Origin of the sequence: Bifidobacterium sp. ESL0690, from assembly GCF_029392315.1 — a bacterium.
Taxonomy (GTDB): Bacteria; Actinomycetota; Actinomycetes; order Actinomycetales; family Bifidobacteriaceae; genus Bifidobacterium.
The window spans coordinates 1,252,090-1,277,661 of sequence record NZ_CP113939.1 but is presented as its reverse complement, the minus strand read 5'-3'; the positions used below and the strand labels follow the sequence as shown (position 1 = coordinate 1,277,661).

Sequence of the window (25,572 nt, the reverse complement as noted above, 5' to 3'; positions counted from 1 at the left end):
TCTGTTGCTGCTCCTTTCCAATATCACCATAAGCAGTAATGCGTTACTTTTGCTTTTCAAACACGAATCAAAGCGAAAAGCTAAAGACCGAGCACGTTTCTCAGTTATTTCCATATAACGATTGTGCTGTATCTGTTCTGCTGACTCTAATCAAAATACTGTCACAGAGTAAGCTCTTTCATAAGAACAATCTAGCTTTCCCAATGAGGATGATATGAACGACGTAGTAAATAGCAATATACCCACAGCAGGGACAGACGAGAAACTGCTGACCCCTCCTCTTAAGGGGTTTTTAACGGCAAATTTTAAAAAATACATGGCGGACGATTTCAGCAATGATTTGCTGCAGCAACTACTTAACTCCTGGAATTGGTGGCTGGAAGATTTTCTTCCAAAATATCAACAAGATAAATCAAACAACTATCTAATCGTGCGCGATTTCAACAATTCCGACAATCTCAATCTTTATGCGAACGGTAACGATATCGTCGTTCTTCCTGCAAGAGAATATAATAAAAGTTTTCCAGGTCCATTCAGATTCAGCAATTCTGAAAGAGATGATATTCAATCCCCTCTGATTGGAGTAGTGCTAAATCCATTTGGCCTTACCTATCGATATGATCATGTTTTCCAAAGCAACGGATATTCAGATGAAATATCCTTCTTCAATGATTCACTATTGTCCTTATTCAACCAATACATTTATCGTGCTTACTACATAAACGTCATCGGAGCAGTGAATATCATCTACAGCAGTTCAATGCATTTCATGGGCAAAGGCATTGGTTCAATATCTCTCGAAACCGAATACACTTTACCCAACATCAAACTTGGGAAAACGGAAAAAGACATTTCTCCGCTGGTCAATACCATCAATTCTATCGACCCACACATAAATAGAGCAGTTTATTATCTTAATGCTGCTTTAGAGTTCAGCAATCAGGATTACTCCTTTTGCATAACACCTTTGGAAAACTGCGCAACCGTGATTTCCGATATGGTCTTGGATCGATCCTCATCAAAGGAAGCATCACATCCAAAAAGAATTTCGGAGGCTACACACATACTAGGCCTGAATGCAGCAGATCTTAATGTACTGAAGGATTTATACGACCTTAGGAACCATCAGACGTCCCACCCAAGCATCTATCAATGGTGGGATTTAAACGAGTATGCTGGATCGTTTATGGAAGAACACGCTTTTCCTGTAGTCAGGAATATGCTGCGATTGGCTTGCAAATATGAACAAGATAATCGATTATTCGATGCCAAAATAACCGATTGGTCATCATTCCTGTCAATACACGGAGCCCAACTTCTTAAACTGATTCGGGGCAATGCCCCCGAATTCCGAACAAGTATAGAATAACGCTCGCACTCTCACACGAAAGGTCAAAACCAAAACCAGAAGCGCACAAAACGGACATTATCTCAATAATTGTCTATTCCGACCAAAACATCAGGGATGCTCGAATACTGCCGCAGAGTATCATGCTCACTTACTATCTGTTGTGCCTGCTGGTTGCTCCAGAATGCGGCCTTTTCTTCGGGAATCAGATCGTCTGGCCAAAAGTGCATGCGAGTGGTTCCGTTATCGCTCGCGAGTTCTCTCATATAATCCGTTTTGACCGAATCGTCTTCAATGTTCGTGGAGATGTAAACGTTCGCAGAATACCTCAACGCCAGAGCAATCACAGCTTTGACGGCTGATTCGTCATCAAGCCGATTGAGGTAACGGTATATGGGGGTCAGCCTGTTGGCGTGCTGCTTCGAGAACGCCAACAGAATCGTCCGGTCCTTGTCAGGGAAGATGCAAAGTTGAAGCTGCTGAATCTTTGCCCGTAGATCACGAACGTTGTTGATCAGCGTCCCGTCGAATGAGATCTCGACAGCCAACGCATCCTGAAAGGCGACAGGAACCGTCCATGGGATTATCCGGTAGAATCCAACATAATAATTCCTGATAAGCGTTTTCTCGCTCAGCCTCTTTGTCTCAGCGTAATATCTCTCATAATCACGCTTGTCGTTCATTTCCTTTTCTAGGTTTCCTCTGACCATCTCACCTATCAGGCTATTATTCGCTTTGACCACAATTGGTTCCAAAGCCTTGAACATGCGGATTCCCATATTCTGCTGGTATATGGAATACAAGTAGTTTTTCATGGCGATTTCGTTAAATATCTTCTGGCACCCATTCTCGCCCGAGCGAGAGACGAAATCATCGGTGTAGTTTTGAAAATCCTCATAGTCTCGGAAGATGAGGTTATCGCACCTCCGACATATCAATCTGAATGTGCCGGCCTGCCCCACTCCTTCAAAGTCGGTGAGGCCATTTATGGGACTTATCAGGGATTTAAGGGAGACGAGTTTGCCGTCATCCGAAATGGCCTTCAGACTGTGCTTGGGAATGGAGTGGGAGTCGCAAAGCGACTGGGACTTATCCGGCCCAGAAAGGCTCTCGCCGCAGAAAAGGCATTTCGAGGCGAACTCGTTGGGAGCGTGGGCCAGGTCCTTACTCATCTGGATTTGAACGGCATCCCATTCCTTTTTGGTTGGGAAAAGCCTTCTGAATATCTTGGAATAGTTCACAGCCTCACTCGCTACACCATCCAACGCAACCTCCCATCAGAATATGCCCTATCACCAATTCTAATTGCATTTGCATACACATGATTTATCTTGTAAGAAAAGACTTCTCATAAACACTAAAGCAACATGAGCAATGAATGTACAAATAAAATTTTAGAAAGGAGGACCGCCCGAAACTAATCGGACAAGCCTTTTACCTAGGGGAACCATGTCTATCGTGGTAGTCCATGGCCAGCAGGTAGCCGATGACGGCCACGCGCATGACGTCGGTGACGATGTTGTCCGCCTTGGCAATCAAGGCAGCGATGATCGCCACGATGGAGTCCCTCAGATAGTTGTCACCGCTAGGTCCTTTCTGTGAATTGGGCATAACCCTGACTTCAATGCCGCGCCACGTGGTGACGCGGCTACGGCGCACGGGTCGGACGGCCCATACGACCCTCGAAAACGTTACTTTTCGACGGAGGTACTATCCGATGGGCGGAATCTCCACCGGTACGGTATACGTAAGGCAGGTCGGGGACGGCAACGTTACCCATCCGGACTATAAAGGCGGGCAAAAAGCTTTCACCGGATGGTGTCCGAACCGACGGGGCGTCTTTGAATCGTCCTACTTCAAATGCCACAGGCCGGTATCCGAATTGAATCGGATGCCGGCCTTACGGATTGTCAGGCCATGCGCCAACTATCATCCTATTACAGAGCCAGTCAACAAGAGCGATTCCGGGTTATTGGCCATGAAAAGGCATTGCTTTCAACAAAAGTTTTGAAGGATCTCAAGCGTCAATATCTTTCAAGACAGCTTCCAATTGATCTGACTTTGCTAATGAGTATCCAGTCGCGAATATCATTCCACTATCATATTGTTGGATATCTTTATTTATTCTGATACGATTTTTTTCATACTCGTCTATAGGAAATATAAATACAATTGGAGTTTTGTCATGAATAGAAATAATATAATCGGAAATCGTTCTTGTAAATGAGCTTGTTTTATATAGATACTTTATATCAATTACGACATTCTTATTGCTCTTCGGAAGCGTCACGATTGCGTCACTACGCTGATAGGGCCCTTGAAGACGGATTAATGGCGCCTGGACTGTTGGGTACTTTTGTCTAAGGAAATCTATTACTTGTTTATCAAAAGCCATAGCACGTATGTGAACATTCGTCTTTTCTGCTTTTCTTGAAGCCTCTTCCGCCACTTTAGTCGCGCTTTCAGCTTTCTTGTTTACTTCTTGCACTGATTTTTCCACTTTTTGCAACCGCAAACCATTAGTTCCTACTTCTGAGAGATATTGCCCAGTTATAGATAAATAGGAAAAAAGTGCCGAACCGATAATCAAGCAAGTAATTATAATCTGCAACTCTGGATGCAAGAAAAGCAAGACAAAGACTCCCCCGCAACAAGCCAACCCTAAAATGACGAAAACGATACGCTGCCATCTAGCCATTCAATTCCTACCGATTCTATTATTGTACAAAAGAAATACTCTACGATAACGTCCGTTGTTATGTACACTTTCGATTTCAGCCTTGATTTCCTTTGTGTAGGTTTTCGTTCGTTGGTTTGATTGTGGATTCAAGTAAGGACATATACAGGTAGTGGCGGCTGTTCCCGTCCCAGGCGATGTCCCCGACCCGCGCTGGCGAGCATGGGATACTCGGGCAATCCGACCTCCCGAGTACAGTGCGTATCTCACAGTTCAGCCGTTCAATCATATTATTCGTGCGGGTCAGTCTCCAATGTTTTATGAGAGTATTCAGGCTGGATTGTCAACACTTAGTCGGACTGTTTTGCGGGGCCTTATCCTTGTTTGGTAAATTCGGTAGCATTGAGACAGCCGGTGATCAAGCGTGATCTTCGATGGTTATATCACCAGACGTATTGGCTGACGTCTTTTCGTAGTTATTCGCCGATGGTATACGTGTTAACGGCAGATGAGCACTTTCTTGATCAAACAGTTTGTGGACTTGGCTGCCGGATTGTCGTAGAGTGTATCCTTGGCTGAAGGCAATCTGACTATGCCGAACACGCTAAGTATTCGGTCGATTTCCTCATTATCGGGCTCGATTCCGGGCCGGTGTGGAACACCCGGAAATCACTCAATAAGAACCTCAGGATGGCGAATGCACCTAACACAAACCCTACGTCGCGTACCAGGCCGACCGAGTGGCCGACTATCGACCGGTCTACCAAGTCCGCGGACAGACAGATGCACTGCCTATCTGCGGCCAAACCGAACACAAATCACCTTGCCAGCCAGACTTGCGTGACTCTGGTAGCCGTCTGTGGACGCTAGGCGAATCAGTCTCATTTACCTTGAATTTTTCAGGCCTGAACATAGGTGTATTTTGTCAAGTTGTAGTCTGCGGTTCGGTGTGAAAAGTCATTCATTATGGAAGCCGATTTCAGACTGTTTCAGCGTATTGATCAGAGTCTTTTTGTTGTTTTCTGTTATTGGCTGAAGGCGTGACTTTATAGTCATGAGTCGCTCTCGAACAGTATCGTGAGCCCGTGGTAAACGGTGCGGTCGACGATGCGCCCGCGACCATACGCGCCGACTTCTTCATACTGAACCAGCAGAAGGTCGACGCAATCTGTCAGAAGATTAACGACCAGCCCATGAAGATTCTCAACGTATCATCCCGACCTAGGCCTTCGGCACGGAAATGGACAGATTACAGTCATACCAACAGAAAAACAACCGTGTTACACTTCTAAATAGCACTCGGACTATTGACGTTGAGAATTAGCTACATGTAAACTTAGCTTTGTTCATTCATTGTTATTTAACGTTTTAAATTAGTTTCACAGGTCCAAACCCGTCAACTAGCATCCGGTTATTATCCTTCTTATTTCGATATCCAAAAGTACGATAATTTATCTGATAACCGAGGGCTTCTATGAGCAGACCGATGATGAGATAGGCCTGGTTCCATGTGCGCCAGTCGGTGATACGGGTGGGCTGGTTTGCAGCGGCGAATCTGGGCGCGTCCCGGTAGAGGGTGAAGTCCCAGCCGCCGGTCTCCGGGTCACTTTCCCCGTTTCTTCTCATCTCCTGCTCGTCGGCCATGAACGAGCGGATCTCGTCGACAAGTTCCGCGCGATGCTCCCCCAGCCACGCCATGGCCTTTTCAGGAACGGGTTCGTTCCCTTGCTCCCAAGCGAGCACCCGGCTCGTATCTACGCCCAGTTGTTCGGCTAGGCTTCCGGCAGACAGTCCCAGTGAGAGCCGATAGGCCTCGGCGGTCATATCAATGCCTGCATCCGTATCTGTTTCAGTGTTGTCGCTCATGGTTGTCGCTCCTTTCATCGCGTGGCCCCCAGCATATCCGGGAATGCCGTGCGGCATCCCACTTTCGCGCCCCTGTGGTCGAATGTTCCTGTTTGTTGTCACGTTCTCGATATTCTTCTTCCGGGTTTCCTGGTCTGTGTGCTGCGAAGCGCCGGATTCGCTGCGGGGATGTCCATACAGGGGTTCGTTCGCGCAGTGGTTTTCGTTATGGCTTGTTCCTTCCTGCGCTCGGCGTTGTAGACACGCATCCTCGCACTTTGCCGTTGCCGGTATTCCGGATCGTCCCGGTAGCGTTGGCGGTGCTGGGCGTTGTAGCGATCCTTCTGCTCTCGGGTCTTGGGGTGTTCGATGTGCTGTTGGTGTACCATCTCGCGCCTGTGCTGCCGGTATTCGGGGTCGGTGGCGAACCGTTCGCGGGCGCGTGCGTTGCGTCGGTCCTTCTGTTCACGGGTCAGGGGGTGTTCGGCTCGGTAGCGGCGGGCGTATTCCCGTTTCTTTACGCGCATACGTTCCAGACGTTCGGGATCGTTTTCCAGTTTTTGTTTCCGTTTCACGTAGGCGGCCGAGCGGCGTTTGCGGGCCTCCCGTTTGTCCTGTTGCCTGGCTTTCTCGCGCTGTTCGGGGGTCGGACCCTGTTTCTTCGACGCACGCTGCTCGCGTTTTTCCTTGGCGCGTTGTTCGCGGTGGGCTTGGTAATAGGCGCGGTGGGCGGCCCGTCTGCGTTCCCGGTACTCGGGGTCTTCGGCGTAGCGCCGCCGGTCGCGTTCGCGTATGTGTTCTCGGTGTTTCTCGCGCCATCTTCCGGCCTGTTCCCGGTGCTGTCGCCGTTGTTCCTCGGTGAGTGGCGGCTTGCGCCCGGTGTGGCCCGGCTGGCGTTGCCACCTGATCCATTCCTCCGAGTCGGCGATCCACCGGCTGTAGGTTTCCGGCGCATCCCAGGTGTTGTCGCTTGCCATCAGCGGGCGGCGGGCAACGGCACATTGGCCATAAGCGTTGCGGGCTCGGTTCCGTTCTCGACCGACTGCTCAGTCTGGCCTTCAGCAGTGTCTTGTTTTGAGGGTTTTCTCTTGACGTTCGCGGCCGGCCAGATGACTGTCGCCTCGCGTGGCCTGATGCCGAGGATGTGGGCGAGCCGGGTTTTGGTGACGCCGCATTCCGTTTCCAGTTCCTGTGCGAGCTGTCGAATGTGTTGCGACTGGTCGCGCCATTGGCCGAGCCCGTCCGCTATGGCGCGCAGCCGTTCGCGTTTGGCTTTCAGCCCGGCAAGTTCGGCATCCACGGCCTCGTCGGCCAGCCGGCGCATTCTTTTGCTTCTCTCCGATGGTTTCGGCATTCCCGCCCCCCTTGCTTGTTTCGGAATAGGACCCTGCCATCAAACCGGAAAACAACGCGTCCACGGACGGACAAAGCAGACCAAAGGCGGGACGGAACACAGGATTCATCGGCCATCCGAAGCCGGAACAGCGCAACAGGGATTCGGGGAAAATAGCCAATCCGTCCGAACCTGAGCGGAAGGGAACAAGACTGGCCTACAGGACTCCCCTATAGATATATGGGGTTTCCGTTTACGGGGTGGTTTTGTCGTAGCAAGCATAACCGGTGTACGTACACCGGCGGCCGCCAGCGCCTCCGGGCGATGGCGGCGAGGCGGGACACCCGCACCCGATACCAGGAAGGAGCCAGCCCATGGCATGGCAGGGCAACCGCACACGACCAGTCCGCAAGGTCGTCACGTTCACGGAACAGGAGTGGCGCTATGTTCGCGACTCCCAAGTGACGGAGAACCGACAGCGCGTGAAGGCGGGTTTGGAAACGGTGGGCTGGACCCGGTTCGCACGTTCACGGATCATGACGGGCCGTTCGGTGACCCTGCTGGCGCCGCCCGGCCTGGACGACGTAACAATACAGCTGGCGCGTATCGGCGGGAACGTCAACCAGATCGCCCACACGGTCAATATCCGTCGGCGGGCAGAGTACGCGGAGATCATCGAGACGCAGCGGCTTCTACGGGAGGCTGTGGGCCTGCTCTCCCTGATGCGGGACACGGTCAGCGCCGGGCTGCCTGACCCGGGGAGGCTCAGCTAAGCATGGCTGTGGTGAAGGTGGGACAGGTCAAGTCGACGCTGACGAAGGCGGTCAGGTACATCACGAACCCGGAAAAGACGGACGGCTACCGGCTGGTGAGCACCACGACCGGCCGGCGTGCGGATGATGCGCAGGGCATCGCCAACGTGTACCTGCGCAACATCGGCCGGGCGAAAGGCGGCGCGGGGCGGAAGGGCGCGGTGCTGGCGGAGCATATCATCCAGAGCTTCGACCCCGCCGACGACATCACGCCGGAGCAGGCGCACAGCCTAGGCATCCGGTTCGTCCACGAAATCGTCGGCGAGGAGTACGACTTCACCATCGCGACCCACACCGACCGGCACCATATCCACAACCACATCCTGCTATGCCCGAACAGCAACCTGACCCACCGCAACATAAAACCCTACAAGGTCCTCGGCCAATGGCGGGAGGCCAGCGACCGGCTGTGCCGCGAGAACGGGCTGCACACCATCACGCCCAAACCGGTCAGGCATCCGGCGCCGCAGATCGGCGAGCTGAACGCCAGCGCGGACGGCCGAAACATCAAGGACATGGTGCGCACCGCGATCGGCCGGGCCTGCCAGGAGGCGCACAGCTTCGACGAGTTCCGGTCATTGCTTTCCGGCCTCGGTGTGAATGTGTCGGTGCGCGGCCGACATCTGACCTACACGGTCACGGCATCGGGGCGGAGGTTCCGGGATGTGCGGCTGGGAGTGGGCTGCGGCGAGCAGGAGGTGATGGGCCGGATCGGCCGGAGGACGATGAACATGTTCACGTTCGACCGCACCCTTGTCGCCAATCGTGACTCCACGGGCGTGCGGGTGTGGCTGCCCGGCTCGGGGCGGAAGCTGATGCTCGCGATTCCCGCGAATCGGATTGTGCGGGACGGCCGTACGTTCCGCGCCTACCTCGCACGGGATGTGCGGCAGGTGCTCACCGGCCCTGATGGCGTCTACGCGCGGACGGTCGACTGCGACGGGCTGTACGAATGGTTCGCAAAGCCGAAGGTGCGGTTGGAGGATTACGCCTGCCGACGGCTCTCCCCCAGTGACCTGCGCGGGCTGGGCAGCCGGGCAATCGTCACCGCATTGGCGTGCGACCGGTTGCACGAGAGCCTGGACGAGCTGCATGCCATCAGCCGGGTGGTCGACCACCACACCACCCGCAGGGAGGCGCTCGACCGGCTGGCCGGGAAGGTCGAATCCGGCGAAACAAAGATGCGCGAGCTGGTAGTCGCCATCGCCGTGGCCCGCGACCAAGGCGGCTCGACCGAACACCTGGAGCGGGAGCTGGACGCGGTGCGCAAGACTACCGGCATGAACGCGGACGAGGCGATGGCGTTGCGACGGATACTGGAACGCGACCGGAATGCCAGAAGCCGTGGCAACGGTCCCGTCCGTCCAAACCGGCCGAGACGTCGGGCAACCTGAACGGGAAGCGGGGCATTCCCGCGATTGTATGAAGGCGGGAGGCTGTGATGCCGGCTGAAGATCAGGTGCAGGACTATGCGCTGAGGGTGTTCGATGGCGGCGCGCGCGTTGTCTTGGAACTGTCGGGCCGTGGCGTGGCATGGTCGCTGAGCCGGCTCGGCGCTGGCGTCAGGCTTGCACACGGGCGGGTGCATGAGGCGCGGCACAACTCGGGCAGCGTGTCGGTCAGGGATCTGAACAGGAAGCGCGAGCCGTTGAAGGTCGTGGAGGTCGAGGCCGGGCGGGAGCGCAGCCTGGCACGCCAGTTGAAACGGGCCGGCATCGCGTTCCATATCGAGCGCGATCGGAAGACCGGGAGCGTGTACCTGCATTTCGCGGGCCGTGACGCCGACGAGGTGCGCCATGCGGTCAAGAAGGTCGTCGTCGGCCTTGACATCGCCGCCCGCCAATACGAACACGAACACGAACGGGACCAATCCAAGACGGCAGCGAGAAACGAAGAAGCAAGCCGGCAACAAACAACCCACAATCAAAACGAAGTGCATCGCTCCGGGGAGACACGAAAGCAGGAAAACGCGAAAGAGGCCGGACATCCTCGCGAGCCTTGGAATCCGGTGTCTCCTGGCAACCCGTGCTTTGATTTCAGGACGGTGGCATGGGATACGGACGCCTCCATCATCGCGGCCAACCTGGAACGCGAGTCGATTCCTTTCAGACAGGAGACGACCGGTGAGGGCCTGCAGCGGTTCTTCTATCCTCGCGGCGAGGCCCAGAGGGTCGCCGGGCTGATCGACCGTCTGGCCGACCGCACCCCGGGTCTGGACTGGGACCGGTTCTTCGCTCCCGACAGGCCACGAGAAGCTACGAAGCCGCAACAGGGTGTCAAGCCCAAAACGGCGAGGCCCGGAACCGGACGGGGCGACGACACAAAAGTAGGCAGCCCGCATCATGTGAAGACGAAGGCCGAGACCGTGCACGGAATCAGGACTCGTGCGGCCGAACGGGTGCGAGGTCCGGCCCGGACGATGCCGAAGCCAATGAAGACCAGAACCAGATAGGAGAATACACATGGAATCAGGCGACGAGAATATCGGTCACGTAGGGACGTCGAAACCGGTACGGCGCGAGGTGTGGCCGGGTGTGAGTCTGCCGAACGGGTTCGTGCACCCGTACACGCATCGGACTCGGGACGGCAGGGAGTTTTCGATGATGCGGGTCTCGATCCCGGAGGGCACGATGCTGCACGGACTTGAGGCGGGCGGCTGGCAGGTCGATGCGTTCATGAACCGGCGTGCCCGCGGGCAGAAGGAGGCCGGTGGGCCGGTGACGGTGCGTTTCATGCCGGGCCGGCCGATCGAGCTGTGGCGCGGGGCCGGGCCGGCGCGGCAGACCATGCGCGTCAACGACCCGTGGGACCTGTGCCGGGCGATACGGCAGGAACGCGACGACTATGCCAGACGCATGGTCGAACGACACAACACCGAGGATAGGGCGGCCGTCATGGATGTGGATGCGAACAGGGGCGAGTTCATCGGTGACGGCGTGCCCCGCACCGCCGGCGGCGACCCCTTCGAACCTCTCGCCGACTACCCCAAACCGGCCAGCAACCATGACACGGCTACGAGGGAACGAACGACACGCGACAATCCCGAAGATCAAAGCGGCCGGTATGGAACCAGTATGGCGGCGCCCACGAGGAGGATGCGCAGATGAACGAAACAGACCAGAATACAAGAACCGAGAGGCCGTCGGGCAGGGGCACGCTTTTGTTGGAGGGGGCGGGCACGGTGGTGCCGCGTGGCGAGCTGTCGAACTGCCAGATACGGACGGCGTTCACGAACGACGCGGGGAAACGGATCTACTTCGAAGCGCAGGGCGTGTCGAAGCCGCCCAGGGGCGACCGGTACCGCAAGGCGTTCGCCGGCATCCCGTGGGAGGACTACGGGTCGACCGACTTCGCCTTCGAGATCACCGGACGGCATGACGACATCAACCAGCGTCGGCTCCCCCAACAGCAACATGCCGGCAGGCCCGTAAACCTGGGCGAGTTCCCCTACACCAGCCAGGGCCTGCTGGATTACATCAACCAGCAGTTCGGCTGCTCGTTCGACGCTGTTCGTATCGTCAACGACGGCTCCTACCGCGTCCACGGGCATGACGGCTACAAGTTCGGCGACGGCACCGGACAGCAGAAACCACGCACGGTGGAGGACAGGAACGCGGTGCTCGAACGGATCCGGCATCGCGCCGACGGAAGGACCAACAGCGCCACAGCCGCCCGCCATGCCCCACACGCCCACGGGCCAGAGGATGACCGGCATGCGAGCCATTGGAGACATGGAAGGCGAGGCCGTCGAGGTGTGGGCCGAAGGCATGCTGGCCGAGAACATCACATATGCCGAGGACCAGAAAGGACCGGTCGCAGTATTCACCCTGCGGGTGCCGTTGCACGCCGACGGCATGCTGGCATTACACGTCGAGGCACGCGGTCAGACGGTACCGTATCTGAAAGCCTCGCAAAGCAGACAAGGCGACTGGCTGGTAGTCAACGGCGTCTTCCACGACGACACCGGGGACGGGCACATCACTGCGGGCACGGTGTGCGCGCACACGTCGATAGGCTGGCACGGTGCCGACCGGCAATAACACCATGCCCACAGGATGCCGGCCGGCAGATGCCGTCGACCCGGATTCCCCGGCAGGCCGTCTCGTCACGGCGATATACGGGCCCGGCCACAGGATCGTACAAAACGGGCACATGACATGGATACTCCCCACCCCAGAGAACAATACCGACCACACAGACACGGACGAGGATATGGGCACCGTATTGGACGCATGGCTGGAAGCCGCCGGCAGGACAACCACCGATAGACCATACGGTTCCTCCGACGAAGCAACCAATGACAGCAGCGGGCGGGAGACGATACGGCTCAATCGCGGGAGCACCATCACAGCCATCCTCGAACGTGCAAGAAAACGAGTCAACCACAACCAAGACAGGCAACAATGACGAACAGAACGATACGTACCATCCTCGCCACCATGGCGGGCATGGCCCTGCTGTTCTGGCTGGGCGACAAGACCGGATGGCAGGTACGCACCGACCTGGCAGGCGGCATGACCTGGGTGGATGCGGCCGACCGGTTCTGGCTCGACCTGCAGCGTCCCCTGCACTTCAGCGTTGACAGAGCCGACCTGCTCTGCGGGCTGGCGTTCTGCGGGCTCGGGTTGCTGGCATGGGCCTACCATGCCTCCACACGCCTGGCTACACGTCCCGGCGAGGAGCACGGCAGCGCCAAATGGGGCAAGCCCGGAGACATCGCCCCGTTCACCGACCGTCAACCCGAGCGGAACCTCACGTTCACCCGCACGGAACGGCTCGGCCTCGACACCCGCCGCACCCAGCGCAACCTCAACGTGCTCGTCCTCGGTTCCTCGGGCTCGGGCAAGACCCGCAGCTACGTGAAACCCAACCTGCTGGCCGCCGACATGAACTTCGCGTGCACCGACCCGAAAGGCGAGCTGAAACGCGACACCGAACAGGCCATGCAATCACGCGGCTATGAGACCCGCACGCTCGACCTGATCCACCTGGACCGGTCCGACGGGTTCAACCCCATGCGCTATCTCGACCCCGTGGAGCCCGAGCCGTCGATCCTGCGGCTGGTCGACAACATCATCACCAACACCACCGGCGACAGGAAAGACAGCGACGGGTTCTGGGAACGCGCCGAACGCGCCCTGCTGACCGCGCTCATCGCCTGGGTCTACTACACCGAGGACGGCACCACCACCGACCCCGACGGCACCATCCGCGACAACATGAGCCTGACCAAGGCCGTCGACATGGTCTCTCTGATGCAGGCCAGCGAAGAGGACGAGACCCGCGAATCCATCATCGACGCCCAATTCGCCGAAGCCCACACGGAGGCCGAGAACGCGCGGGCACACCCCGAACAATACGACCGTGAGACCCTCAGGATGCTCGACGGGCTCGCCTTCGCCTGCACCCAGTACCGCACCTTCACCCAAGGAGCCGGCGAGACCAAGAAAAGCATCATCATCAGCCTCGGCGTCCGCCTCGCCCCACTGCAGATCCGACAGGTCCGCGACATCCTCGACCACGACCAGCTCGACCTTCACAGCCTCGACGAGGGCAAGCGAGTCATCTATCTGGAGACCAGCGACACCGACGGGACCTTCGGCTTCCTCGCCGCCGTCTTCTACCAAAGCCTCTTCGAAATCCTCATCCGCAAGGCGGACAGCAGCCCCGATGGCACGCTCGGACGCGACGTGCACTGCATGCTCGACGAGTTCGCCAACATCGGCAAGATACCCAACCTCACCCGGCTCATTGCCACCATCCGCAGCCGCCACATCAGCGCCAGCATCATCCTGCAGACCTACAGCCAGGGCAAGGCCCTGTACAAGGACGACTGGGAGACCATCGCCGGCAACTGCGATTCCCAACTTTTCCTCGGCGGGAACGAGAAAAGCACCACCGAATACATCTCGGAACGCCTCGGCAACCAGACCATCGACATCATCGAGACCAGCGAAAGCAAAGGCACCAACGGCAGCCACAGCACCTCCATACGCAAGAACCAACGCGCCCTCCTCGACCGCGACGAGCTCGGAAGACTCCCCACCAACCAATGCATCTACCTGCTACGAGGTGTCAGACCATTCATATCAAAGAAGATAATCTCTACAGATCAGAACGCAATGCGAAAACCAAATCCCATTACCGTCAAATAAAGTGTCTTATGAAATTTAGCTAGTTTTACATGTATTGCAGGTATGTCGGCAGACACTTAGCCCACCGACATACCTGCAATACATAGTTGTCTAACCATGCAACCTAATCCAAAAGACTAGAAACGGAACTAGCGTAAGTGACAAATTCCTTACACATATGCTCATCCAATACACAATAAAACAGAATCGCTTCTGTTTCTCGGACAACGCTTCAGCCAAGAAACGAAGAATCTCATTAAGATTCTTACGCTTACCTTTTTGCTTCTTATCAAATCCGGTCATTTTAAGTTAGCTCCCGCTAACCCTCAATAACCTATGGCGTGTCAACCAACAGGTTGTAATGGCGACACCCTCGGAGCATTCATTTGACTTACCCGAACACACTAAAACCGACTCAAGGCCAGTTACTAGCAGCAAGGTCTCACATCATTTTGGTGTCAAAGTCTGACACTTTTATAATGCTATATTTAATTATAACACAGGAGGAATGTCCATGAGCCACAAAAATAGTCATAGAAGCGATGGTTCTTACGCATTAGACAGAGAAAAAACATTCGAGGAAGGGCTCCCACCTCATCATGGCGGTCCTACCATACACGGCAGGCCGCTAAAAGGGCCAATTTCACGTCTTGCAAGTCGCGGCTTTGAAAAATCCGTCACTCAGGTTTACGTTTATACAGGCGAATTTGGAAGCGTAGAAACCTATCAATTAGATGGGCAATACGTGGTTGACTATCGTCTGAGAATTAAGAAACGAAGGTTCAAGGGGCGGAAACGTTTTGTTGACGAAAAGCTAGCCGATGACTACGCATATGGAATAGACAAACAACTAGAAAAACTATAAAATGCTCAGCAACTTTGATGAATATAATTAAAATCATCTGTCAAGTTTTAAAGCAAGCAACATCAATGTGCTGACTCTCCACAAAATTATTCATCGATTACACTCCCCTGTAACGGCCCTTCAACCCATATAGCTTTCCAACCGATAACTTGACTATAGTTGAAATGGATAGTCCACGGGCTTTCGAGGCCGGTCCATACGTTGCAGATAGCGGTGTCGTTGTCTCGGCCGAAGGCGAGGTAGCCGGTGAAGGTCGGGGCCGGTTGCGGCTGGATGTCCGAGACTGGCACATCCAGGCCTTTCGCGTCCTTGATGAAATACTGCTGCAGTTTTACTGGGCGGTCCGGGCTGTCGGTGGCGTAGGCGGTGAGGGCTTTGGGGCCGACCTGCTCGCATACCTGTTCCGGTTTCAGGACACTGGACTTATGGCTATTCTTTCTGTTTTCGGTTTTCGGCTTGTCGATGCTGATGGAGTTTGGAGCCGGCCTTGTTTCTCGTTTCTGTAGGTCGGTCGGCCAGAAGGTCATCAAACAGAGGCCTACCACGACGAGCATCCCAAGCACAGCCAGCGCCAGCCTGCGTTTCCTGTCAATCATTTGTTCTTTCCTTGTATGTCTCAGTGGATGAAGACGACGCCGTCGCCCATGGCCTGCAATTGTTGGGCGCTGATGGTCTCGATGACCACGGTCATCCAGCCGGTACCGGACTGGCTGATGATGATGGACCCGTCGTCGTTGACCTGTTCGACGATGGCCACGTGCCCATAGGCCGGGCTACTGCCGTGTACGCCGGGCCTGAAGCTGATGGCGTCGCCGGGTCGCGGGCCTCCCCCGACGCTCATGCCGAGGCTTGTGGCCTTGTCGGCCCAGAAGCCGCCGTTGCCCATGTAGGGGTCGACGGGTTTGCCGATCTGCCGGCGGCGGATGAAGGCCCACCAGGTGCATTGGAATCTCTCGTATGTGGCTGATGACTGGTCGGTGCCGGTGGCCTCCACGTTGACGTGGTAGCCGTCCGAGTTCATCACCAGCGGCGGGCTGAGCCTGCCGACGGTCGCGCCCTCGTCGACGTTGCAGCTCTGGCCGCCGCCGGTCATGCGGTGCACGTTCTCAAGGTATTTCTGCGTGGTTTGCGGGATGTTGGGGTATTTCATGAGGTTGCCTTCGCCGGCGTTGTGGGCGACGATGAGCGCGTCCTCGTCGCTGAGCTGGGCGAAGGCCGCATCGGGGTGCGAGGCTTTGAGGTCTTTGACGCCGTTCATGCGGTTTTTCAGGTAGATGCCGCCGTAATGGGCGTGGGTCATGGGGTCGGTGATGCCTTCGGGCGGTGTCTGGTCGGCCCCTTGCGGGTGCACGCCGCGCCATACACTCCGGTTCATCTGCAGCAGGCCCCATGTTCCGCCGTTGCTGTCATCGGCGTAGGCGTCGGGCCGGAACCCGCTCTCTTGGCTCATGATTGCGGCGATCAGAGGCTTGTCCAGTCCGCTGGTGGTGGCGGCCTCGTCGACCCATGGCTGTGCCTGGTCGGGGACCTTCACGCTGCCGTACCCGCAGGAGGCGGTGGCGGTGGCCGGCATCAGCAGGGAGAGCATGAGTGCGGCGATCATGGCGACGGTGAGTACCCCGGCCAATACCGGTGCGGTCGTCAGTGCTGCCACGGCCGTGGCGGCCATGGTTTTGACTGATTCGAACGTTCGTGCAGCACTGCGGTAGACGGTTTGCACTGATCGGGCAATCGTCGAACCGGCCGTATGCACGGTTTTGCTTGTGGATGCGACGCTTTTTGCGGCTTTCCCAGCTGTTTTGCCTGCCGACTTCCCTATGTTTCTAGCCGCATATCCATTGCTGTATATGGTCTTTCCGGCCGCTGTGGCGATGGCATGGCCCGCTTCGGAGCGGGACCGGGATTCGAGCGATTCTTCCCCATCGTTTCGACTTCCCTCGTTCCATCCTATCGTCGTTCGGCCGGCTGCCAGGACGCTTCTTGCCAGACTCCCGGTAATTCGGAGTCTTCCCTTCCGATTGTTTGCCCCGTCTGCTTCCGTGTATTTGGGCTTGTCGGAGAATCGTTCGCCAATCTTCCGGATCTTGCCGGTTTTGGCATTCTTCCTGACCTTGGAACCGTCTTCGGTTTCCCTGCCAGCATGGTCTGCGAGTCCGGTATCGCCCGGTCCGCTTCCGCTGGCGTTGCTTTCGGTTCCCGCCGTTGTCTCTTCGGGGATGACGGTTTCGGGCTGGGCCTTCATTCCCGTTTTCCGGGCTTTCGTCGGGTGCTGGCCGCGCAGGTGGGCGGCTGCTCCTTGCTGCTGTTGGGCGGAGGCGTGGAAGACGCGAACGTTGCGTGATGCCTTCACCGCGCCGGTCGGCTGCGCCCGTCTCATCGGGCCTGCTTGGGCAGCGGCGGGGCGGGCATGCCGTCCACGCTTCCGGTATGTTCGCCGAATTTGGTGGTGAAGAGCCGGTACATGCGGCTGTCGGCGGATATGCGGCCGTTGAAGGGGATGAACGCGGTGCCGGATTTGAGCATGCCCTGGCCGGGCTGCACGCCGGTGAAGTACTCGCGCTGCTCCCCCGAGAGCTTCAGCATCCTGCACAAGGTGTCGGCGTCGGTCGGGGTCTGGTTCATCAGCAGCAGAAAGTCCGAGTTGGCGAGCATGAGACGTGCGTCATCGTTCAATAACAATTCCTCGATGTTCTGGGTGATGCCGGTGACCGAAAGGCCCCATTTGCGGGCGCGCTTGTAGATGCGCAGGAAGTAGTCGGCCGCGAACGGGTTGCTGAAGAGCATGTGGAACTCGTCGACCCACAACCAGGTACGTCTGCCTGCGGCACGGTTGCGCATGACTCGGTTCCATATCTGGTCGAGGACGACCATCATGCCGAACGTCTTGAGTTCCGCGCCCAAACCCATCACGTCATAGACTATGAATCTGTTGTGCACGTTGACATCGGTGGGGTGGCTGAAAGCGTTGAGGCTACCGGTGGTGTAGATTTCTAGGCTTTGCGCGGCGTGCGTGGCCTCGGGGCTGTTCATCGCCGACAGCGCGGCCTGCAGATCGAGAAGGGTGGGCATGCGGGTGCGGGTTCCGGCCCGCAGCTCCTGGTACAGGCCGATGACGGCGCGGTCGACCAGCGCCCGTTCGACGCGGCCCATGCCATCGGAGCCGCCGATCAGCGCGTCGAGCATGTTGAGCACGGCGGCGCATTTCTGCCGTATCGGGTCGCCGTCCTCTCCTGCCGCGCCGTTTCCGAATTCGATGTCGAGTGCGTTGATGTGCTGGCTGGAGTCCTCGCCGATGGCGACCCGTTCCCCGCCCAGCGCCAGGCAGAGGGGTGTGAACTCGCGTTCGGGGTCGATGATCAGCAGGTCGTCGTCGGGTCGGGTGAGGAAGGTCTGCATGATCTCGTTTTTCGCCGCCTGGCTCTTGCCCGACCCCGTGGTGCCGAGGATGAACCCGTTGCCGTTCATGCTTTTGGTGCGGTCGACGACCAGCGCGTTGCCGCTGCGTGCGTTGACCCCGTGGAACACGCCGCCGGGCTGCATGAGCTCCTGCGTGGTGAACGGGATGAGGATGGCCGCGCCGCTGGTGGTCAGGCTGCGCCGCATCGGCAGCGGGTTCAGGCCCAGCGGCAGGCTGGCGTTGAGGCCTTCGACCTGCATGTAGGTCAGGGTTTCGGCCACGCATGACTGGCCGTCCACCACGCCCATCACGTCCCGCGCCAGACGGTCCAGCTCCTCGACGCTGCCGGCGGCGATGTTGACCACGATGAGCGAGTCGATGAGCCGCTCGCCGTTGTGTTTCAGATCGGCGCGCAGGTCGCCGGCCTCCTCCAACGACTCCTGCAGGTCGTGGGGCAGGTAGGCGTCGGGCTGGTGGCGTTTGGCGTTCTTGCCGCGCTCGTCGGCGGCCTGCATCTCCATTTCGGCGATCTTGGTGTTCACTAGCTTCAGCCCGGCAGCCTTCGTGCGCGGCTTGAGATGGATGCTGACGCTGATGTCGGCCTTGATGTCGGTAAGCCCCGCGATGAGGGAGTCGGAGAGGTAGTCCGGGAAGTCGCTGATCCACAGCGTGGCCGTGTAGGTCTCCTTGTCTCCCGCGTCAATGCGGAGCCTGCGGCGGTCGTGGGTGTCGATAGCCCACGGGGCCACCCATTCCTTGGTCGACGCGTGGCGTCTGGCGGCGAACGCGTCCTCGTCGAACGTGTAGCGTTGCCCGCGCCTGAGCGTCGAGTGCAGCACTTCCAAACGTTCCGTCCGGTCGAGCCTGTGCGCCTCGCACCCGTCGACGCTACGCAGCTGGGACTGCGCCGACAGGCACGCCCGGTTCAGCAGGGTCACCGCTCGCTCCTTGTCCCGTTCCGTGAGGGTGAAGGTCAGGTACTTGTCGGTGAGGCTGCTGGTTGTGCCGCCTCCGTTGAGCAACTGGCGCACGTTGCGGTTGAAATCCCCGCGCAGCCCGTCGAACCGGTCGCCCTTTGGGGGCATGGCGATGCGGCGGCTGACCAGCTCCGGGTCAAGGGTGCGGGTCGTGACCGTGACCTGCAGGGCCATGCCGTCCGGCAGCGAGTTGAGGAACCGGCCCCACCGGTCGACGATGTCCATCTGGTGCTCCTGTGTGCTGATCGCGTAGTTGATGTCCCCGATTCGCAGCGTCGCGCTCCAACGGTCGTCGCCGAGATGGGCGATGCCGTTGGGCAGCATCGCGTCATAGCCGATCAGTTCCCTTACGGTTCCCGGCACGTGGGCGGTCGGATGCTTCTTCGGTTTCCCGGAACCGGTTTTGGCCTGCTTGTTCCCGGTCTTGTTCCTGTTGCGTTTCAGTTTCATCGTCCTGTTCCCTTTCGTCTCCGGTGTCGGTGCCGTTCATGTTTTTGTCGTGTTCGTTCGTCCCGGTTCTGCGGGTGGAGCGCAGGACGGTCCTGCCGTCCCGGAGGAAGACGGACTGGCCGAACCGCTGGCGCAGCATGTAGCGGATGTACGCCTCCGGTTTCAGGCCCTTGGGCCGCCACCATCCCCACAGGGCGACCGGCAGGCAGACCAGCACCAGCAGGTCGCTGCCCAGATCGGTGTTGTACAGGACCATGAAGAACAGCCAGCTCTCCCCGCCGCCGAGCATCAGCATCAGGCCCGTGGCGGCCAGTTGGCGCCAGCTCATGCCGAGCATGACCTTGGCCTCGACCCCGGCGACCTCCTTGTACACGCGCATCTGCAACGCCATGTCTATCCCCTTCCTCGTATTCGGCTCGTCATTCGCCCGCTATGGCGCGGCTGACCCGTTGGGACACGGAGACGACGAACAGGAGCATGATGCCCGCCATCATCAGATTGCCGAAGTTGCCCATGACCCATTGCGTGAGCTTGGCGTTGGTCCCGTCGGGGACCTTGACCGCGTCCACCACAATCTTCTGGTACAGAGCGATGCAGATGAACAGGGTGACCGCGTTCAACGACGTGCGGGCATATGATTTGAAATAGCCGACCGCAATCGGCTTGGTGTCCTCGTGCATCAGCAGTGCGAACGGCAGAGATTGGAAAGCGGTGAGCGCGTAGATCTCGATAAAACGCACGTACATGACCACCGTGGCGACCACCGCCGCCAACTGGCTCAGCACCCATGGGATCAGCAGCATCACCAGAACCGCGAGCTGGCCGGTCATACCGGCGTCCTTGACCTGATCGGCCATCTGGTCGCCCACACCCGGACCGGCCGGGCCTCCGCCGCCGGCCGACAGCTGGTGGGAGACGCCGCCGACCATGAACTGGGTGACCCCGTCGAACGCCTGCAAGATGAGGTTCGCGTTCTGGGCGATTGCCATGACCATCGCCATCCTGAACATCGTGGCGGCCACGATCTTCACGCCGAGCTCGCCACCGTCCTGGATACGCGACGAGTTGCGCGCCAGCTCCATGCTGAACATGACCGCCAGCACGACGGCCGTCAACGGCTTCACCGCCGTCTGGTGGATGTTCAGGGCTGTCTGGTAGAGGCCGCTGTTCCACGCCTCCGGGCTTGTCGACAGCAGACTCGAGGCGAGGTTGCCGACCCCTCCGCCGCCGACGGCGTTGAGCATGCCGACGACGAGGTCCTGCAACGCGGACATATCAGAGGGCGACCGTCTTGAAGATCGCCGCGGCCGCGCAGATCAGGCCACCGCCCACGATCTGCCACATGCCCGACTTCATATCAGGGCCGTTCTGGTCCTTCAACGCGCCGCCGAACGTAATCGCGCCCCACACCGCCCACAGGCCGCCGCCGATGATGGCGAACTTCGAAAACAACTCCAATATCTGCGTCAACTGCGTCACAGCCATACCCCCGGTATTCGAAAACTTCGGCCACGCGGACGCGTCACCAGATATCAGTCTCCGGCAACCGAAATGGGATATGGGCGGACAAGTGGAAGACTTACTCGGCATATAGCCCCTGGCCTAGAGGTCGGGACAATGATGCTCATTTCTATATGCCTTATATGTGGCAACACACCTCTTGCCATTTATGGAACAGTGTTCTATACTCCTGTTCTGGAACGCGTTCTATAATGATGTATATGACAACGAAAGAAGAACATTCACAAAAAAGAAGACAGGAATTCGTGGACACGGCGATTGCCCTGTTCACCAGCAAGGGAGTGGCGCACACGTCCCTGCGCGACGTCATCAAAGCCATGAACGGCGGACGCGGCGTGGGAATGAGTGTGTTCTACTACTACTTCGACTCGAAGAGCGAGCTGATATCGGCGTGCTTGGACCGTTATTTTGACCGGTACGCTGACGACCTCGTCTGCGGGATGGAAGACCCGGACTCATCTGTTGAACAGGTGGTGTCCAACCTCGTCGGTCTGGTCATCGACGCGGTCAACGATGTCGATACGATGTTCGACAACCGCAGGCTTGGCGACAACTTCCTCGACACTAATCCAGACATCCGTGAACGTTTCACCACGCGGATCACCTCGAGCATGGCAGCGGCACTGGAGCGTCTGACCCGCGAGGGCAGGCTGCCTGAGACCGCCTTGAGCAGAACCGGCGGCCCCCAGGTGACTGCGATGCTTGTCTGTTCTGGAACCATCTCGATCTTCACCGAGGGTCGGAGTGTCCTGAAGGATGGGAAGCTGGCCACCGAAGCGGCCCTAGCCTATCTGTCAGGCCTGCTCGGCATCGACCTGACCCATGTCGAGGTTGAGGCTGAGCTGGCATAACCGGTCTCGCAAACCGTCGGTGCAGCGTTTCCGGACACATCGTACGTCTGTGCTTTCCTGTTACTTTTTTGTTGTTTCCCTTCCAAATATGCATCAGCCGATTCAAGGTCGTGCCCGCCTGCCGTCCGCAGCCGGGTGCGACCATGCATGAGAGGAATGGAACATGAGTTTCATCGAGCTGAGCAATGTCAGCCGGTATTACCGTACAGGTGACAAAACCATCAAGGCGCTGGACGCCATCAATCTGACAGCCGAAGAGGGCCGTATGACGGTTATACTCGGGCCGTCCGGCTCTGGGAAGAGCACGCTGCTCAACCTTTTGGGAGGTATGGACCTACCCACTTCCGGCGAGGTCAAGGTGGATGGCGATCGAATATCGCAACTGAACGAGGGAGAACTGACCGAATACCGCCGTAACAAAGTGGGATTCGTCTTCCAGTTCTACAACCTCATTCCCAGCCTCACCGCGTTCGAGAATGTGGACGCGGCCGCGCGCCTCGTCGACAATCCACTGCCGTCAAAGGACATGCTGGACGACATGGGCCTTGCCGAACGGGCCCGCAACTTCCCCTCCGAACTGTCCGGTGGCGAACAGCAGCGCGTCGCCATCGCCCGTGCCATGGCCAAGAACCCGCGCCTGCTGCTTGGCGACGAGCCGACCGGCGCATTGGACACGGAGACGGGCAAACAGGTACTCATGGCGTTGGACGGGATGGCAAGAACCTATCACAAGGCCGTCGTCATCGTCACCCACAACGCGGCCATAGCCCAGGCGGCAGACCGTGTTATCCATCTGAGGAACGGGCACGTGATGTCGGTCGACGACAACCAGGATCCGCTGCCGATGAGCGAGGTGAACTGGTGATGCGCTATCTTATCGTCAAAACCGGGCGCGACCTCAAGTCGATGTGGCCGCAGTTCTTCTCGGTGCTGCTTATGTCATTCCTCGCCGTTTTCGTCTTCGCCGGCATCTCCGGACCGTCGCTCGGCATGCGAAAAGGGTATCAGGACTTCGCCTATCAGAACAACCTCGCGGACGTATGGGTGGCAGGCACCAACATCACCTCTAATGACCTCAAGGCCATCCGACAGATCGGAGGTGTCGAACGGGCCGACCCCGGCCTTGCGGCACGCACATCTCTCGCTGAAGGCCACGGCAAGCCAGACAGCCATGACGCAACGGTCGATTTGACCACCATCCGAGACACCGCAACCCAACGTCCCTATATCGTCAAAGGGCGTACCTTCGATCCCCACTCGACGGGTATCTGGCTCGACAAGGACTTCGCCGGTGCCCATAACCTCGACGTCGGAAGCACAGTACGACTGTCGTTCGCAGGCGTGACACACGATTATCTCGTTAAGGGGCTGGCGCTTTCCGCCGAGTACATCTACCCGGTCGGCCCGAACGCTATCTCCCCCGACCACAAGACCTATGGTTATGCGTTCGCCGGATTACCGACGGAACGCAACCTGCACCGTGACATGATTCGGCAGGCCGCCCTAGACAAGGGATTGACCGCGTCCATGGCCAGCGCTACCGCTTCAAAAGCTCCTCAAACATGGTCGATGCTGCGACTGCGACTGGCAACGAATATCAGCCAACGGTCCGTAGAGGATGGGGTGCGTCGCATTCTGGGACAGCGGTTCAACTCGTTCACGAGCCGGGCGAACCGCATGCAGACGTCGTCGCTGACGGATTCGGGCACAATGCTGCAATCACTATCGCTGACGTTCTCAGCCATGTTCATCCTCTTGGCCCTTCTGACGATTCTGACCTCCATCAGCCGACTGGTAAAGGTGCAGGCCGGGCAGATCGCAACCATGAGGGCTCTTGGATTCAGGAAACGTACGATTCTCTTCCACTATGCCACTTACGGACTGATTGTCTCGGCCGCCGGTACCCTGCTAGGGCTTCCCGCTTCCATCCTCCTCAATGAATACCTACTGGGAACCAAGAAAAGCCTGTATTCATTGCCACATTGGCCACTGGCTTTCGACCCGAAGTCCTTCCTTCTTGCGTTGGCGCTCGTCATGACCTGCACGCTCGCCGCTCTGATGGCTTGCTTCAAGGCTTTGTCAGGCACCCCGGCCGAAGCAATGCGCGGCGAGACCGATAACGGCGTTCGCCAACGACACATGGCGCTCGAACACATCACCCCAGTATGGTCACGTATCGGCCATTCCTGGCGATGGACACTGCGCGATATTAGCCAAGGCAAAACACGCACGCTCATGGCGGCTTTCGGAGTTATGGGCTCCATGGTTCTTCTTACCGCCGGCTTCGGAATGCAGCGCTCTGTAGATGCCCGCGCCGACAACCAATACCAACGCCAGTACACTTACGCCAGCAAGGCCACGCTCAAACCCGGCACCGGCAATGCGGGTCGCGACATGGTAGACCGTACGGTAAGGCAGCATGGAACCCAATGGATTCAAGAAACGACGATCCAATACCGGCACGACGACAAGATCGACACGCTTACGGTCATGGGCCCGGGAGATCTCATCCGCATGGAGGCGGCAGATGGAAAAGGATGGCTGGCCGCATCGAACCAAGGAGCGGTATTGACCCGGCAGACAGCACAGCGGCTCAACGCCCATGTCGGTGGGACGGTCAGCTTCCGCACCCCTGGCACCACACGCTATACCACTGTTGCGGTCACTGGAATAACTTACTCTCCGTACACGCAGGGCGTCTTCATGACGCAGGTAGCGTGGCACAAGGCCGGAGGCCATTTCTCCCCGACAGCTTTGCTTCTATCTGGTCACAGCGACGACACACGTCTCAATCACTTGGACCAGATAGACCATCTGACCGATACAACGGACCAATATCAGAGTCTCAAACGGTTCACGGCAGAAGAGACCAGCGTCCTAATGGTGCTCAAACTTGCAGCTGTCATCCTCGACATCGTCGTGCTCTACAACCTCGGCATGCTTGGCTTCGCCGAACACGAGCGAGAATATGCCACCATGCGTGTGCTCGGCTTCCGGCAGCAGGAAATACGCGCCTCGATACTCCGCGAGAATCTTACGGCTGCAATTGTCGGCTGGCTCGTAGGCGTACCGGCCGGTATTGCCTTCCTTGGCCTCTACACCAAGGTCGCCTCCAACCACACACAAGACACTCTACCAGTCCTCGACTGGCGAGACTTCATTTGGGAAAGCCTGATATCACTCGGCTGTGCACTGGCCGTCGCCCTCTGGGTTAGCCGGCGGGCAAAACACATCGACATGGTGCAGGCCCTCAAATCCGTCGATTGATTGCCACAGGGCTTGCCACGCCGTTCCATCGTGTGACAAGCCCATTCTCGAAGACATTCAAAGGACGGTGCGATGCCAGTCAAAAACACATGCCG

Annotated in this window: 25 protein-coding genes; 12 read left to right on the top strand and 13 right to left on the bottom strand. The window is 57.7% G+C overall.

Features of this window, described 5'->3' with window-relative positions:
• Positions 1–214: 214 nt before the first annotated feature.
• Positions 215–1,369: a hypothetical protein gene (locus OZX62_RS05165; RefSeq protein ID WP_277176945.1), complete on the top strand. Its 1,155-nt coding sequence runs from the start codon at positions 215–217 to the stop codon at positions 1,367–1,369.
• 62 nt (positions 1,370–1,431) lie between these two features.
• Here OZX62_RS05165 and OZX62_RS05160 read toward each other — a convergent pair whose 3' ends face one another.
• The 6 genes from OZX62_RS05160 to OZX62_RS05135 all read right to left on the bottom strand — a co-directional run bounded on the left by OZX62_RS05160 (position 1,432) and on the right by OZX62_RS05135 (position 7,224).
• On the bottom strand, positions 1,432–2,613 hold the full coding sequence (locus OZX62_RS05160; RefSeq protein WP_277176944.1) for a hypothetical protein: 1,182 nt from the start codon (positions 2,611–2,613) through the stop codon (positions 1,432–1,434).
• Positions 2,614–2,782: 169 nt separating this feature from the next.
• The gene (locus OZX62_RS05155) at positions 2,783–2,959 is read right to left on the bottom strand and encodes a hypothetical protein (protein ID WP_277176943.1); all 177 of its coding nucleotides are present in this window, start codon (positions 2,957–2,959) and stop codon (positions 2,783–2,785) included.
• A gap of 406 nt (positions 2,960–3,365) precedes the next feature.
• On the bottom strand, positions 3,366–4,046 hold the full coding sequence (locus OZX62_RS05150) for a hypothetical protein (RefSeq protein WP_277176942.1): 681 nt from the start codon (positions 4,044–4,046) through the stop codon (positions 3,366–3,368).
• A 1,347-nt stretch (positions 4,047–5,393) separates the two neighbouring features.
• Positions 5,394–5,891, bottom strand: coding sequence for a helix-turn-helix transcriptional regulator (locus OZX62_RS05145; RefSeq protein ID WP_277176941.1), 498 nt, complete (start codon positions 5,889–5,891; stop codon positions 5,394–5,396).
• 98 nt (positions 5,892–5,989) lie between these two features.
• The gene (locus OZX62_RS05140) at positions 5,990–6,847 is read right to left on the bottom strand and encodes a hypothetical protein (protein ID WP_277176940.1); all 858 of its coding nucleotides are present in this window, start codon (positions 6,845–6,847) and stop codon (positions 5,990–5,992) included.
• Positions 6,847–7,224, bottom strand: coding sequence for a hypothetical protein (locus OZX62_RS05135; RefSeq protein ID WP_277176939.1), 378 nt, complete (start codon positions 7,222–7,224; stop codon positions 6,847–6,849). The genes OZX62_RS05140 and OZX62_RS05135 overlap by 1 nt, the downstream gene beginning before the upstream one ends.
• Before the next feature lie 353 nt (positions 7,225–7,577).
• Here OZX62_RS05135 and mobC point away from each other — a divergent pair, with 353 nt between their 5' ends.
• The 4 genes from mobC (at position 7,578) to OZX62_RS05115 (ending at position 11,122) form a co-directional block, all read left to right on the top strand.
• Positions 7,578–7,976 (top strand): plasmid mobilization relaxosome protein MobC, encoded by a 399-nt coding sequence (gene mobC, locus OZX62_RS05130; protein ID WP_277176938.1) that lies wholly within the window; start codon positions 7,578–7,580, stop codon positions 7,974–7,976.
• Between the two features lie 2 nt (positions 7,977–7,978).
• On the top strand, positions 7,979–9,409 hold the full coding sequence (locus OZX62_RS05125; RefSeq protein WP_277176937.1) for a relaxase/mobilization nuclease domain-containing protein: 1,431 nt from the start codon (positions 7,979–7,981) through the stop codon (positions 9,407–9,409).
• 47 nt (positions 9,410–9,456) lie between these two features.
• A complete protein-coding gene (locus tag OZX62_RS05120; RefSeq protein ID WP_277176936.1) occupies positions 9,457–10,467 on the top strand; it encodes a DUF3801 domain-containing protein in 1,011 nt (336 codons plus the stop codon).
• 148 nt (positions 10,468–10,615) lie between these two features.
• Positions 10,616–11,122: a hypothetical protein gene (locus tag OZX62_RS05115; protein ID WP_277176935.1), complete on the top strand. Its 507-nt coding sequence runs from the start codon at positions 10,616–10,618 to the stop codon at positions 11,120–11,122.
• Here OZX62_RS05115 and OZX62_RS05110 read toward each other — a convergent pair.
• Positions 11,065–11,730, bottom strand: coding sequence for a hypothetical protein (locus tag OZX62_RS05110; protein ID WP_277176934.1), 666 nt, complete (start codon positions 11,728–11,730; stop codon positions 11,065–11,067). The two genes, OZX62_RS05115 and OZX62_RS05110, sit on opposite strands and share 58 nt — an antisense overlap.
• Here OZX62_RS05110 and OZX62_RS05105 point away from each other — a divergent pair.
• From OZX62_RS05105 to OZX62_RS05090, 4 genes are all read left to right on the top strand, one after another.
• Complete coding sequence (locus tag OZX62_RS05105) at positions 11,729–12,055, top strand: hypothetical protein (protein WP_277176933.1); 327 nt, start codon at positions 11,729–11,731, stop codon at positions 12,053–12,055. The two genes, OZX62_RS05110 and OZX62_RS05105, sit on opposite strands and share 2 nt — an antisense overlap.
• Positions 12,039–12,422, top strand: a complete 384-nt coding sequence (locus OZX62_RS05100; RefSeq protein WP_277176932.1) for a hypothetical protein — start codon at positions 12,039–12,041, stop codon at positions 12,420–12,422. Before OZX62_RS05105 ends, OZX62_RS05100 begins: the two co-directional genes overlap by 17 nt.
• Positions 12,419–14,170, top strand: coding sequence for a VirD4-like conjugal transfer protein, CD1115 family (locus OZX62_RS05095; protein ID WP_277176931.1), 1,752 nt, complete (start codon positions 12,419–12,421; stop codon positions 14,168–14,170). The genes OZX62_RS05100 and OZX62_RS05095 overlap by 4 nt, the downstream gene beginning before the upstream one ends.
• Positions 14,171–14,663: 493 nt before the next feature.
• Positions 14,664–15,014, top strand: a complete 351-nt coding sequence (locus OZX62_RS05090) for a hypothetical protein (RefSeq protein WP_277176930.1) — start codon at positions 14,664–14,666, stop codon at positions 15,012–15,014.
• Positions 15,015–15,100: 86 nt separating this feature from the next.
• Here OZX62_RS05090 and OZX62_RS05085 read toward each other — a convergent pair whose 3' ends face one another.
• Genes OZX62_RS05085 through OZX62_RS05060 form a run of 6 tightly spaced genes read right to left on the bottom strand, consistent with a single transcriptional unit; the run spans position 15,101 to position 21,323 of the window.
• Positions 15,101–15,610: a hypothetical protein gene (locus OZX62_RS05085; RefSeq protein WP_277176929.1), complete on the bottom strand. Its 510-nt coding sequence runs from the start codon at positions 15,608–15,610 to the stop codon at positions 15,101–15,103.
• Between the two features lie 20 nt (positions 15,611–15,630).
• Positions 15,631–17,391 carry a CHAP domain-containing protein gene (locus OZX62_RS05080; protein WP_277176928.1) on the bottom strand — a complete coding sequence of 587 codons (1,761 nt, stop codon included), beginning with the start codon at positions 17,389–17,391 and terminating at the stop codon, positions 15,631–15,633.
• Entirely contained in the window at positions 17,388–19,832 is a 2,445-nt protein-coding gene (locus tag OZX62_RS05075) for a VirB4-like conjugal transfer ATPase, CD1110 family (RefSeq protein WP_277177037.1), read from the bottom strand. The genes OZX62_RS05080 and OZX62_RS05075 overlap by 4 nt, the downstream gene beginning before the upstream one ends.
• Positions 19,717–20,229: a PrgI family protein gene (locus OZX62_RS05070; protein ID WP_277176927.1), complete on the bottom strand. Its 513-nt coding sequence runs from the start codon at positions 20,227–20,229 to the stop codon at positions 19,717–19,719. Before OZX62_RS05070 ends, OZX62_RS05075 begins: the two co-directional genes overlap by 116 nt.
• A 28-nt stretch (positions 20,230–20,257) precedes the next feature.
• Positions 20,258–21,112: a type IV secretion system protein gene (locus OZX62_RS05065; RefSeq protein ID WP_277176926.1), complete on the bottom strand. Its 855-nt coding sequence runs from the start codon at positions 21,110–21,112 to the stop codon at positions 20,258–20,260.
• A 1-nt stretch (position 21,113) separates the two neighbouring features.
• On the bottom strand, positions 21,114–21,323 hold the full coding sequence (locus OZX62_RS05060) for a hypothetical protein (RefSeq protein ID WP_277166844.1): 210 nt from the start codon (positions 21,321–21,323) through the stop codon (positions 21,114–21,116).
• 227 nt (positions 21,324–21,550) lie between these two features.
• Here OZX62_RS05060 and OZX62_RS05055 point away from each other — a divergent pair, with 227 nt between their 5' ends.
• The 3 genes from OZX62_RS05055 (at position 21,551) to OZX62_RS05045 (ending at position 25,477) form a co-directional block, all read left to right on the top strand.
• Positions 21,551–22,210, top strand: coding sequence for a TetR/AcrR family transcriptional regulator (locus OZX62_RS05055; RefSeq protein ID WP_277176925.1), 660 nt, complete (start codon positions 21,551–21,553; stop codon positions 22,208–22,210).
• Between the two features lie 163 nt (positions 22,211–22,373).
• Entirely contained in the window at positions 22,374–23,075 is a 702-nt protein-coding gene (locus OZX62_RS05050) for an ABC transporter ATP-binding protein (protein ID WP_277176924.1), read from the top strand.
• On the top strand, positions 23,075–25,477 hold the full coding sequence (locus OZX62_RS05045) for an FtsX-like permease family protein (RefSeq protein WP_277177036.1): 2,403 nt from the start codon (positions 23,075–23,077) through the stop codon (positions 25,475–25,477). Before OZX62_RS05050 ends, OZX62_RS05045 begins: the two co-directional genes overlap by 1 nt.
• Positions 25,478–25,572: the final 95 nt, after the last annotated feature.

Bases quoted from the DNA above. Each gene is read 5' to 3' on its own strand.
- OZX62_RS05165 (WP_277176945.1), top strand. From the start codon at position 215: ATGAACGACGTAGTAAATAGCAATATACCCACAGCAGGGACAGACGAG.
- OZX62_RS05155 (WP_277176943.1), bottom strand. From the start codon at position 2,959: ATGCCCAATTCACAGAAAGGACCTAGCGGTGACAACTATCTGAGGGAC.
- OZX62_RS05150 (WP_277176942.1), bottom strand. From the start codon at position 4,046: ATGGCTAGATGGCAGCGTATCGTTTTCGTCATTTTAGGGTTGGCTTGT.
- OZX62_RS05145 (WP_277176941.1), bottom strand. From the start codon at position 5,891: ATGAGCGACAACACTGAAACAGATACGGATGCAGGCATTGATATGACC.
- OZX62_RS05140 (WP_277176940.1), bottom strand. From the start codon at position 6,847: ATGGCAAGCGACAACACCTGGGATGCGCCGGAAACCTACAGCCGGTGG.
- OZX62_RS05135 (WP_277176939.1), bottom strand. From the start codon at position 7,224: ATGCCGAAACCATCGGAGAGAAGCAAAAGAATGCGCCGGCTGGCCGAC.
- mobC (WP_277176938.1), top strand. From the start codon at position 7,578: ATGGCATGGCAGGGCAACCGCACACGACCAGTCCGCAAGGTCGTCACG.
- OZX62_RS05125 (WP_277176937.1), top strand. From the start codon at position 7,979: ATGGCTGTGGTGAAGGTGGGACAGGTCAAGTCGACGCTGACGAAGGCG.
- OZX62_RS05120 (WP_277176936.1), top strand. From the start codon at position 9,457: ATGCCGGCTGAAGATCAGGTGCAGGACTATGCGCTGAGGGTGTTCGAT.
- OZX62_RS05115 (WP_277176935.1), top strand. From the start codon at position 10,616: ATGATGCGGGTCTCGATCCCGGAGGGCACGATGCTGCACGGACTTGAG.
- OZX62_RS05105 (WP_277176933.1), top strand. From the start codon at position 11,729: ATGCGAGCCATTGGAGACATGGAAGGCGAGGCCGTCGAGGTGTGGGCC.
- OZX62_RS05110 (WP_277176934.1), bottom strand. From the start codon at position 11,730: ATGCCGGTCATCCTCTGGCCCGTGGGCGTGTGGGGCATGGCGGGCGGC.
- OZX62_RS05095 (WP_277176931.1), top strand. From the start codon at position 12,419: ATGACGAACAGAACGATACGTACCATCCTCGCCACCATGGCGGGCATG.
- OZX62_RS05090 (WP_277176930.1), top strand. From the start codon at position 14,664: ATGAGCCACAAAAATAGTCATAGAAGCGATGGTTCTTACGCATTAGAC.
- OZX62_RS05085 (WP_277176929.1), bottom strand. From the start codon at position 15,610: ATGATTGACAGGAAACGCAGGCTGGCGCTGGCTGTGCTTGGGATGCTC.
- OZX62_RS05080 (WP_277176928.1), bottom strand. From the start codon at position 17,391: ATGAGACGGGCGCAGCCGACCGGCGCGGTGAAGGCATCACGCAACGTT.
- OZX62_RS05070 (WP_277176927.1), bottom strand. From the start codon at position 20,229: ATGGCGTTGCAGATGCGCGTGTACAAGGAGGTCGCCGGGGTCGAGGCC.
- OZX62_RS05065 (WP_277176926.1), bottom strand. From the start codon at position 21,112: ATGTCCGCGTTGCAGGACCTCGTCGTCGGCATGCTCAACGCCGTCGGC.
- OZX62_RS05060 (WP_277166844.1), bottom strand. From the start codon at position 21,323: ATGGCTGTGACGCAGTTGACGCAGATATTGGAGTTGTTTTCGAAGTTC.
- OZX62_RS05055 (WP_277176925.1), top strand. From the start codon at position 21,551: ATGATGTATATGACAACGAAAGAAGAACATTCACAAAAAAGAAGACAG.
- OZX62_RS05050 (WP_277176924.1), top strand. From the start codon at position 22,374: ATGAGTTTCATCGAGCTGAGCAATGTCAGCCGGTATTACCGTACAGGT.
- OZX62_RS05045 (WP_277177036.1), top strand. From the start codon at position 23,075: ATGCGCTATCTTATCGTCAAAACCGGGCGCGACCTCAAGTCGATGTGG.